Consider the following 10,418-nt stretch of genomic DNA (forward strand, 5'->3'; position numbering starts at 1 on the left):
CTATTCCATAACGGCTCAATTATCATCCTGATACATCTTTTAATGATATTGATTAAGTTGCAAACCGATTGAATGACAACTTTTAGCTTTTTTATACTGTAAAGTTTCGATTAGATGTATTCGAAAATGAGTCAATAAGCAATAGGGCAATCGGAACGTTAAAGTGCCTTATCTTTTATCCGCTCACTTCCTCTAAACCGCTACCGAAAATGACACCTTGACTAAAATAAAAAAGGCCAACTCATATGACTGAGATGACCTTTTCTGTTTACTTTATCGCTTATTGGCCTTACTTAGCCAACTGCCAAGTGTTGTCAGTGGGTCTGAGTACACCTTTGTCTTTGATTGTCAGGCCATCCATCAGGTGCACGATGTTTCTAGCCGTGCTTTCATTGCGCCATAACAAGTCTGCCTTACCGTCTCCATCATAATCGCCCATGTCAGCAATTTGCCAGCCCATACCTACCGTATTGATAAGCTCACTGGTCTTGATTTGACCATCTTCCATCAAATACGCCCAGTTTCGACCATCCACCTGGTTACGCAGAATAAGGTCATCGGTACCATCACCGTCCAAATCCCCGGCCCCGGCAATCGTCCAATCCCCATTGATAGCATTGAGCACATAGCGGTCGGCTATCTGGCCATTGTCCATTATCCAGATGTAGTTCACGCCCGTCAATTGGTTACGCCAAATCACATCATCTGTGCCATCGCCGTTAATATCTCCTATCGCCGCTATCTTGTAGTTCAGGTCGGTGACCCATAACGAGGGTTGGTTGCTCCCAATACTGAGGCCATTCATCATGTAAAACCAGGTATCGCCCCTGTCTACATTACGCCACAGCACATCCCCTTTGCCATCGCCATTAAAGTCACCGCTACCTCGTAGCTCCCACTGGGGCGCATCGACATAATTCAGCACTTGTTTTGCCTTAATGTTAAGCCCGTCCATCAGGTAGATAAAGTTCAAGCCGGTGAGCGTGTTGCGCCACAGGATATCCGAATGACCGTCTGCGTCGTAATCCCCCTGACCGGCCATCAGCCAGCCTTCATCCTGTACTACATTAATCGGTGACGCCTGTTTGGTTTGAACCCCATCCATGGCCCACAGGAAGTTCCAGCCTTTAGCTTCACTGCGCCACAGCAAGTCAGATTTGCCATCGCCGTCTACGTCGTGTTTAACCTTTAGTTGCGTTGAGTTTTTAGATTTAGTGGGGTCAAGGGGATACGCATCATCCGCATCCAGCACACCGTCATTATCATCGTCCGGGTCAGCTGCCATACCAAGGGATACACAAGCGGTATCACACTCATCCGGTGCACCGTCGTTATCGGTATCAACATGATCACCAATGGCAATCAGCGGGTAAGCATCATTTTCATCGGCAATACCATCGTTGTCTGTATCGACTACCCCATCAGATGTCGCTCCCCAGCTGCCAGAGCCAAAGCTCATTGACCCCCAAGTACCCGCATGAGCTGTCAGCGTCACAGGCAATACAATCATCAGAGCCATGCCTTTTTTAAGCAATTTTTTATTCATGACCATATCCTAGTTAGCGTTGCTAGCGAGTATCAGGGCTTTAAGTTCAGCCATTTGAGACTCCTGTGCAGCCAATTCAGCTTTAAGCATGACATTCTGTGCACTGAGTTCCTGTACTGATTTAATCAGAGGCGCGAACAGGTCGTTGTAACGCACTGACAGATAACTATCATCAACCTGGTGGATCATGCCAGAGTCGGTAGCATGGTGTTTTTCAAGCACCGCTTCAAGCTCCTGAGCGATGACGCCCAGCTCAATATCGGCACCTTCATTATTAATGCGGTGATACTGCACAGGGTTTAAGTCATTAACAAAATCAAGACCAAGATTGGTGGTTTGAATATCTTCTTTAAGACGTCTATCGGATGTGGTTGTAAACGGTACCTGCCCTTCTATAACGGTGATATTAGCATCACCCAAACGTATCTTGTTTGAGCGACTAACCTTGGCGTTGTATCCGATTGCCGTTGCATTAGATAAATTAGCAGACATGACATCAGCGAACGCACCAATGGCAGTGTTCTTGCTGCCCGTGCGGTTTTCATTCAGCGCTTGATTGCCAGTGGCGGTGTTATTGCCGCCCGTCGAGTTGAAATAAAGCGCAGCATAGCCGTTAGCGGCGTTGAAGCTGCCCGTTTGGTTGGAATAAAGCGCTTGATTGCCAGTGGCGGTGTTATGCATGCCCGTTGTGTTGGAATAAAGAGCGGCATAGCCGTTGGCGGAGTTGAAGCTGCCCGTTGTGTTGGAATAAAGTACTTTATACCCCCCCGCGGTGTTAAAATCACCTGTATTATTCTGATAAAGTGCTAGACGGCCATTGGCGGTGTTAAAGCTGCCCTCGGTATTCAATACAAGTGCTTGACTGCCATTGGCGGTGTTGCCTTCGCCTTTGGAATTGCTCTGAAGCGCTCCTTTTCCATTGGCAGTATTGTCGCTGCCAGTCGTGTTGAAATAAAGCGCTGAAAACCCGACAGCAGTGTTCGCATTGCCCGTGGTGTTGAATGAAAGCGCCCTGTAGCCAAAGGCTGAATTTGCACTGCTGGCAGCCTCCAAATTAAAACCGGCCTCATAACCAAATAAGATGCTATTTAACCCTTTATCATTGTTAGACAGTGAGAGGAAAGGTGGTGAACTTACCTCCTTCCAGAACTCCAATACGGGTGTTGTTCGCATTGGTCTCATCAGCCAATGCCTTGAAATTCGCATTTACGTCAGTGGCGTCCGCCACCTGACCATTACTAAAAGTATGCGGGATAACAACCTCAGCAGCAGATGTTAATGATGAGGCTAAAACAGATAAAGCAATAATACTAAAGGCAAAGCGCATGTAATGTACTCCTGGTACATGGAATGAAATTTTAAATAGTGAATTAAAATAAGTGATGGTGTAAAAACTGTCCAAAGTTAACGCAAACAGAATTTCAAGGATAATGTTTGCACTTAGCCCACAATAGTTTGCACTTTTCGGTCAATCTTTACTAAAACCCTAAATTGCGCTGCCACTGAAACTCGCCCCAGAGCAAGTAGCCTGCACTTTATGTCGCAGCTAAAGCAATTTATTAGACTAATTGATTAGCTTGAAATAGGTATATTCGTAGCTAGTCATACTGCAATGTGAGATTGTAGTCTTACTCAAATGGAAAATTGCAGTATCCATACCACTATGATTAACGTTTCACTAGCTCGTATTATCGTCTCGCTGGTAACAGTAATATTTGCCCTCTCAAGTGCAAACCTTCTTGCCAACGAGTATCGCCATATAGGTGATCCCATTGCTACCGTTTACTCTATTGACGAACATCAAAGTGGCAATCAGGTTTGGTGGATTGATCAACTTGCTGACGGCCAAATGGTATTTGCCACGGCAAATGGCTTAACTGTCTGGGATGGTGAAAACTGGCAACATGCCAGTTCGCCGAATAATACCCGCATGCGATCGTTATCTGTCTGGAAAGATGGTCTTATATACGCCGGCGCGGTGGGTGAACTTGGGTATTTCGTGAAAGCCCCTAGTGGTGAATTTAGCTTCACAGTAATCCCTACTACTCATTTGCTCGCCAAATTTGGTCAAACCCGCAGTGTTAATAGTAATTCTGAAATGGTCATTTATAGCACCGATCAAGGTGTTTTTGTGTGGGATGGCAATGTAATCAAAAAAATGAATGATTTTAACGCTCGAGGATCAAGAGTGTTTAACATTAACGGCCAACTGTTAGTCAATGACAGTAAGAAATTTTATCAAATCTTAAATGAAAACAACACGCCGAGTGTCTTAGAAAAACCATGGATTACCCCACCGGATTTAAATATCAAATCACTGTTTCTAAATGCCAAAAATCAATTGATTTTAGTCACCAATATGCGCGGTATTTACCGCTTAGAGAATAACAAATTTATTCAAGTTGTGTCCCCTGCTAACCTACCGGTGAATGCCTTAAATAGCGGCATCCAGGGCAAAGATAAGTATTATTATGTTAACTCCACCATAAACGGCTTAATGGTTTTCTCCGAAAACTTTGAATTGCTGCGCCATTTTCAACAAAATGATGGCTTAGGCCTAGCCACTACCTACGACATATTCCAGGACAGACAAGATAATATATGGCTGGCTGGCCTGCCCAATATTAGTGTATTCCAACCACCGCACTTGCGCAGTCAGTACCGCAGTGACACCGGAACCTTGGATTTTGAAAATATATTTAATATTGACGGAAATATGTTTTTTTCTGGAACCGGCTTTTATAAACTGACTTACCCTAAAGAATCATTTTATGCACCGGTATTTAAAAAAGTCCCTGAATTCGACTACGTTGTTTTAGATATTGTGCATCTTGGCAACGAACTTTTAGTTGGAACCGACCAGGGCGTTTACACCTTTGACTTCGACACCAACACAATCAATAGTTTTCCTGCCAACCCCAAACGTATTACTACCGCGGATTTCGTTTCAGATTTAGACGTTGTAGCGGCTAAAAATACAGCGTTTGTATCTATCGGCAATCATTTATCTCGCCTAGAAAAAAACAATCTACAATGGCAAGAAACCCGCGTATTGGAAGATAAGAGTGGCACTGAATATCTGACGATTGAGCCGCTTCTTAAAGGTGAATATGCGGTATGGGTGTCAACCGAACAACGGGATCTTTATCGGGTATCGGGGATCACTAAAAGCGGTGAGATAAATAGCCTAACGCACTATCACCCGCAAAATTCGCCTTTGGGCAATGAACACATATTACCCTTCATGTATGCTAATAACGTGTTGATTGGCACCGGAAATGGTGTTTATACCTACCAACACGATGCAGAACAAGCGTTTACCTCAGCCCAATTTTTACCCCGCGCATTGCGCACTGAGAATAAAGACGTTTTCAAAGTTTTGAGCGATGATATTGGACGACTTTGGTATCATGCAGGTAAGGACACCGGCGTTATTTATCCGGATGACGATGGGCAGTTAGTGTCGCAAGAAAATATATTCAGACCTTATAATAATTCCGGAACTCGAGGCTTGGCCTTTTTCGACCAAGCCATTTGGTTTGGCGTCGCCAATGGCAGTGTTTATAGAATGTCAGAACGGGTTATCGAAAAGGTGCCTGAGGCCACTCACGTTAGTATCCGTTATATTAAAAATATCGACACTGATAATCCTTTTTCAATGGCGCTGCAAGCAGAGGCTATCCCCCATGAAAATAACTCAATTCGCATTGGCTACGCACTGCCTGACTATTCGACTAAAAGGAAAACAGAATATCGCACTAGAATAAGTGGTCAAGGACATGCCAACTGGACATCGTGGTCACATGAGCCTAGCAAAGACTTTCCCTTACTAGCCGGTGGCGATTATACCTTTGACGTCGAAGCCAAAGATGCGTGGGGACGAATATCTGCCGCTCAATATGTATTTGCAGTGGCCTACCCCTGGTACCTGAGTTTATTGGCCTGGCTTTGTTATGGTGTTTTGTTGATTTTATTGATTGTGCTCAGTATCAAAATCGGCCAAAAAAGACACAACAAACAACTTGAGCAGCGAAATATAGAGCTCGAATCTAAAGTTGAGCTACGCACCAATGAAATTAATCAAAAGGTGGCTGAGTTAAAGCAACAACAAATTCTTAAAGATCGGTTTTTTGATAATGTTTCTCACGAATTTAGGACACCTTTAACCTTAACCATTGGCCCTCTTCAAGAAGTGATTAAAAATCATCAAGAAAGTATCGACAAGGGAGTTCGTGAACTGACATTAACTGCGCTAAATAATGCAAAAAAAATGTTAGCCCTGGTCAGCCAAGTATTAGACATTAACCGGCTAGAGGTTGGGACACTCTCTTTACGGATCGGTGAATATGATATCGCGCAACTATTGAGAACTAACTCGGAACGATTCAAACCATGGGCGGAACAACATCAGCAAACAATTAGCTGTATAAATTGTGAAAACCCGCGTCTGTTGTACTGTGATCAAGACCAACTTGATAAATGTGTATCGAATATACTCTCCAATGCTATCAAGTATAGTGGCTCCCACGCCCATATTACTATTGAGCTTGTTTGCCAAGATAATAAGGTGGGGATTAAGGTGTCTGACGATGGAATTGGCTTGTCAGAGGACGTCAGAAGTAAAGTTTTTGAGCGTTTTTATCGAGCTGAATCATTACAGAGCGAGATCGAGATTGAGCAAGGATCAGGAATTGGCTTAAACTTGGTCAAGGAGATAACTGAGTTGCATCATGGTGAAGTCGAGCTGGTTGCGCAATTAAATGAAGGTTGTCAATTTACTTTGTGGTTTCTTCTCGGCACAGCACATTTCACCCCAGAACAACTCTTAGAACCTATCTATTTACCCGATACTGCCGAGCAAACAACAATACCTGATTACGACATAAACTTGGATCAGGCAACGGTATTAGTTGTCGATGACAATCCTGATTTACGGCAATTTATTTCTCAGTGTTTGTCTGCAAACTATCAAATATTAGAAGCAGCAAATGGTGAGCAGGGTTTTGCTTTCGCATTGAAGCACTTACCCGACATTATTATTTCAGATGTGACTATGCCTGGAATGTCTGGCTTAGAATTAACTGAAAAACTAAAAGCACACCCCGCAACCACTAGCATTCCAATTTTATTGTTATCTGCACAAACAACAAAAAGAGACGTTGTCGCAGGTTTTGCCCGCGGTGCGGACGATTACCTGACAAAGCCATTTGACACCTCAGAGTTAGTTATGCGTATCAATGTGCTATTGAAGAACTACAAAGATAAATCAATAAGTACACTAGAATCACCTGAAGAACTGAGTCAATTGGCTACAAATGGGGATGATTTTTCAAGTAAATTGCACCAATATATTTTCGAAAATATCGGAAAAAGTCAGTTTTCTATCGAACAATTAGCCGAGCTCATGTTTATGAGCAAAGAAACCTTACGGCGTAAATGCAAACAACTAACGAACCTATCTACGGCTGCGTATATAAACTTGCTGCGTATTCAGCAAGCTAAATTATTGCTTGAAGACCAACAATTAAATGTCAGTGAAGTGGCCTACGCGTTAGGATTTGATAGTTTGGCTTACTTTTCTAAAAATTATAAAAAACATTATGGCGTTTCGCCGTCCTCAATATTAACTTACCAATATTGATATCTGCGGACAATTTCATCCCCAAACCAATTAATTTTTACTTTTGACCTCAGTAATATACAGAGTCCCCCCAGCCTAGATTAGACTGGGGGGATGCTGATATAAGCACATCACTTTCTAAACACTCGTTACAGCATTTACAGCGACTAATGGCTTGGGTAACGAAGAAAAGTTGCGGAAATACTTTTTTGTAGGGACAAAAAAGCGCAAAGGTGAGTCACCTTTCCGCTTTTTTATACTTTAACCGTCTGAATTTCTATTTTGCCACCGTCCAAGTATTGTCGGTGGGCCTTAACACCCCTTTGGCTTTCACCGATAGGCCATCCATAAGATGCACGATGTTTCTGGCTGCGCTTTCATTGCGCCATAACAAGTCTGCCTTACCATCTCCATCGTAATCGCCCATGTCAGCAATTTGCCAGCCCATACCGATCGTATTGATAAGCTCACTGGCCTTGATTTGACCGCTTTCCATCAAATACGCCCAGTTTCGGCCATCAACCTGGTTACGCAGAATAAGGTCGTCAGTGCCATCACCGTCCAAATCCCCGGCCCCGGCAATCGTCCAGTCTGCGTCAATCACGTTTAAAGTATAGCGGTCGGCTATCTTGCCATCTGCCATTATCCAGATGTAATTCACGCCCGTCACTTGGTTACGCCAAATCACATCATCTGTGCCATCGCCGTTAATATCTCCTATCGCCGCTATCTTGTAGTTCAGGTCGGTGACCCATAACGAGGGTTGGTTGCTCCCAATACTGAGGCCATTCATCATGTAAAACCAGGTATCGCCCCTGTCTACATTACGCCACAGCACATCCCCTTTGCCATCGCTATTAAAGTCACCGCTACCTCGTAGCTCCCACTGGGGCGCATCGACATAATTCAGCACTTGTTTTGCCTTAATGTTAAGCCCGTCCATCAGGTAGATAAAGTTCAAGCCGGTGAGCGTATTGCGCCACAAGATATCCGATTTACCGTCTGCGTCGTAATCGCCCTGTCCCGCCATTAACCAACCATCATCCTGCACCACATTAATGGGTTTGGCTTGCTTGGTTTTTACACCATCCATTGACCACAGGAAGTTCCAGCCTTTGGCTTCACTACGCCACAGCAAATCTGAATTGCCATCGCCGTCAACATCGTTTTTGACTTTTTGCTGAGTTGTGTTTTGCGATTGAGTGACGTCAAGGGGATACGCATCATCTACATCCAAGACACCATCATTATCATCGTCGGTATCAGCTGCCATGCCAAGGGATACACAAGCCGCATTACACTCATCCGGTGCACCGTCGTTATCAGTGTCTGACAAGGTTCCAATTGCAATCAGTGGGTAAGCGTCTGCTAAATCCAAAATGCCATCATTGTCATCGTCGGTGTCAGCTGTCATACCAAGGGATACACAAGCGGCATCACACTCATCCGGTCTACCGTCGTTATTGGTATCGGTTAAGTCACCAAGGGCAAACAGTGGGAACGCATCGTCAACATCGGCAATACCGTCGTTGTCATCGTCGGTGTCAGCTTTCATACCCTTGAATGCACATATGTTATTACACTCATCCGGTGCGCCGTCTTTATCCGTATCAACATACTCACTAGGGTCAATATTGACATTAAGGGCAATAAGGTCAATAAGGTCAATAAGGGGATAAGCATCGACCCAATCAAATATGCGGTCGTTGTCATCGTCGGTGTCCTCTGACAAACCAAAGGATTGACATTCGGCATCACACACATCCGGTGCGCCATCGTTATCGGTATCTGTATACTTCTTGATTAGGCATGACTCAAGCTGTTCTTCCGAGCCAGGCTTAAACGTCGGTATGCCTTTTTTGGTACAGGCAATAGTACAGCTTAAAATGGTAGTCGGATTTGTAACGCCTATTTTCACTTGCCATTGATACATTTCGCCGTAATCGTAAGTTTCGCGATCGACCGTCTGTTCGCAACTAATTGACTGATTATTTTGGTAATTAGACGCAATGGTTTTGGAATCGCTCAACTCCTTTTCGGTTTTGAGTGTCACCGATGCACTAGCATTAACGGCTTTATAATCTATCCCAAGCGATATCGATGCCGAAATGGACTGGCGCATTGCATTAGTCACGGTCGTTGTATCACTGCCGCCGATGGAAAGGGAGCTCGAGATAATTACGCTGGCGTCGGCTGTTCCACCTCCGAGAACATTTACCCAACTGCCAACCGCCCGATAGACCTCAGGTTCCTTTGTTAAACCTTGGGTTGATATAAATCTAAAATTACCTTGTATTGACATTTTAACGGGGTAAGCGTTTTTGACAGCCGAAGGGTTAAGTCCTGCGTTACCAGAATGGTCCAACGCAATGCCCACATGATCACCATCATGTACCCCTATTTCAGAATTAGGCTGGGAGCCAACGCGTACCAATGGAAGACCATCGGTTGTAGTAAGGCTAAATATAAATGAAGCCACATCATTTTCACAAGCATCCGAGTGCTTTCTCGCTCCTTTAAAGGTGATGAATGTCAAAGGCTTTATCGTAAGGATTGTAGGTGGAGTACCTCGTGAGGACGCATCAAGACAATCTGAGCTGATAAACTTATAAATTATGTCTACCTCCTCCATATTAACTATTCCGAATTCAACACCACCATCTGCATTAGCAAGTTTTGCAAATGCAAACAGTAAACAAGCAGAAATTAAGCATGTGTATTTTTTTTTCACTATATCTATCCTTTTACGGGTCTAAATTTATTTTGATACAAATCAAGTAGATTTACGGCAAGTCTATTAGATTAAAAATAGACATCGAGCTTTGCAATATAAGAGGTTTATTTTGTGTTAATTAATAAGGTAATAAATAATGCTTTTATATTATTTTATATTTTAAAAAAAAAGGGTTCAAGTCTTTTTATTATTAACCAAGGGGTCAAAGGGTCAAAATAAGGGGTCAAAGGGTCAAAATAAGGGGTCAGCAAAACCAAGGGGCAAGTCTTTTGTTCATTAAAACCATTCAAAAAAGAGGAAAGCTAGTGACGCGCTATGACTTCAACTATGCGATTTTATCAGCCCTTTTATTAGGTCGCTGAGTTGACGTTCAGATTGATGGTCTTCCATTTTGCGTTGGCGGATTTAATGGGGCGTAAAGTCAACAGAACCATAATGATTTAAATTGAAATAATCTGCTATTTCCACCAATTGAGCTGCTGACAGCTCCTAGCTCAGATACATAGCCACTTTCCGTT

At 43.5% G+C, this 10,418-nt stretch carries 5 protein-coding genes; 1 reads left to right on the forward strand and 4 read right to left on the reverse strand.

The genetic code is table 11. The features are described from left to right. Nucleotides 1–289: 289 nt before the first annotated feature. From CXF95_RS01855 to CXF95_RS29430, 3 genes are read right to left on the reverse strand one after another with little or no spacing between them, the layout of a single operon-like run. Nucleotides 290–1,546, reverse strand: a complete 1,257-nt coding sequence (locus CXF95_RS01855; RefSeq protein WP_157828039.1) for a VCBS repeat-containing protein — start codon at nt 1,544–1,546, stop codon at nt 290–292. A 9-nt stretch (nt 1,547–1,555) separates the two neighbouring features. Continuing rightward, complete coding sequence (locus CXF95_RS01860; RefSeq protein ID WP_198556466.1) at nt 1,556–2,719, reverse strand: tail fiber domain-containing protein; 1,164 nt, start codon at nt 2,717–2,719, stop codon at nt 1,556–1,558. Continuing rightward, a complete protein-coding gene (locus tag CXF95_RS29430; RefSeq protein ID WP_157828041.1) occupies nt 2,652–2,873 on the reverse strand; it encodes a hypothetical protein in 222 nt (73 codons plus the stop codon). Before CXF95_RS29430 ends, CXF95_RS01860 begins: the two co-directional genes overlap by 68 nt. A gap of 309 nt (nt 2,874–3,182) precedes the next feature. Here CXF95_RS29430 and CXF95_RS01865 point away from each other — a divergent pair, with 309 nt between their 5' ends. Further along, the gene (locus CXF95_RS01865) at nt 3,183–7,187 is read left to right on the forward strand and encodes a response regulator (RefSeq protein ID WP_101197115.1); all 4,005 of its coding nucleotides are present in this window, start codon (nt 3,183–3,185) and stop codon (nt 7,185–7,187) included. A 256-nt stretch (nt 7,188–7,443) separates the two neighbouring features. Here the strand turns inward: CXF95_RS01865 and CXF95_RS01870 are convergent, their stop codons facing one another. Then, on the reverse strand, nt 7,444–9,897 hold the full coding sequence (locus CXF95_RS01870; protein ID WP_101197116.1) for a VCBS repeat-containing protein: 2,454 nt from the start codon (nt 9,895–9,897) through the stop codon (nt 7,444–7,446). Nucleotides 9,898–10,418 lie beyond the last annotated feature (521 nt).

The organism is Paraglaciecola sp. MB-3u-78 (assembly GCF_002835935.1).
In the GTDB taxonomy this organism is placed as follows: Bacteria; Pseudomonadota; Gammaproteobacteria; order Enterobacterales; family Alteromonadaceae; genus Paraglaciecola.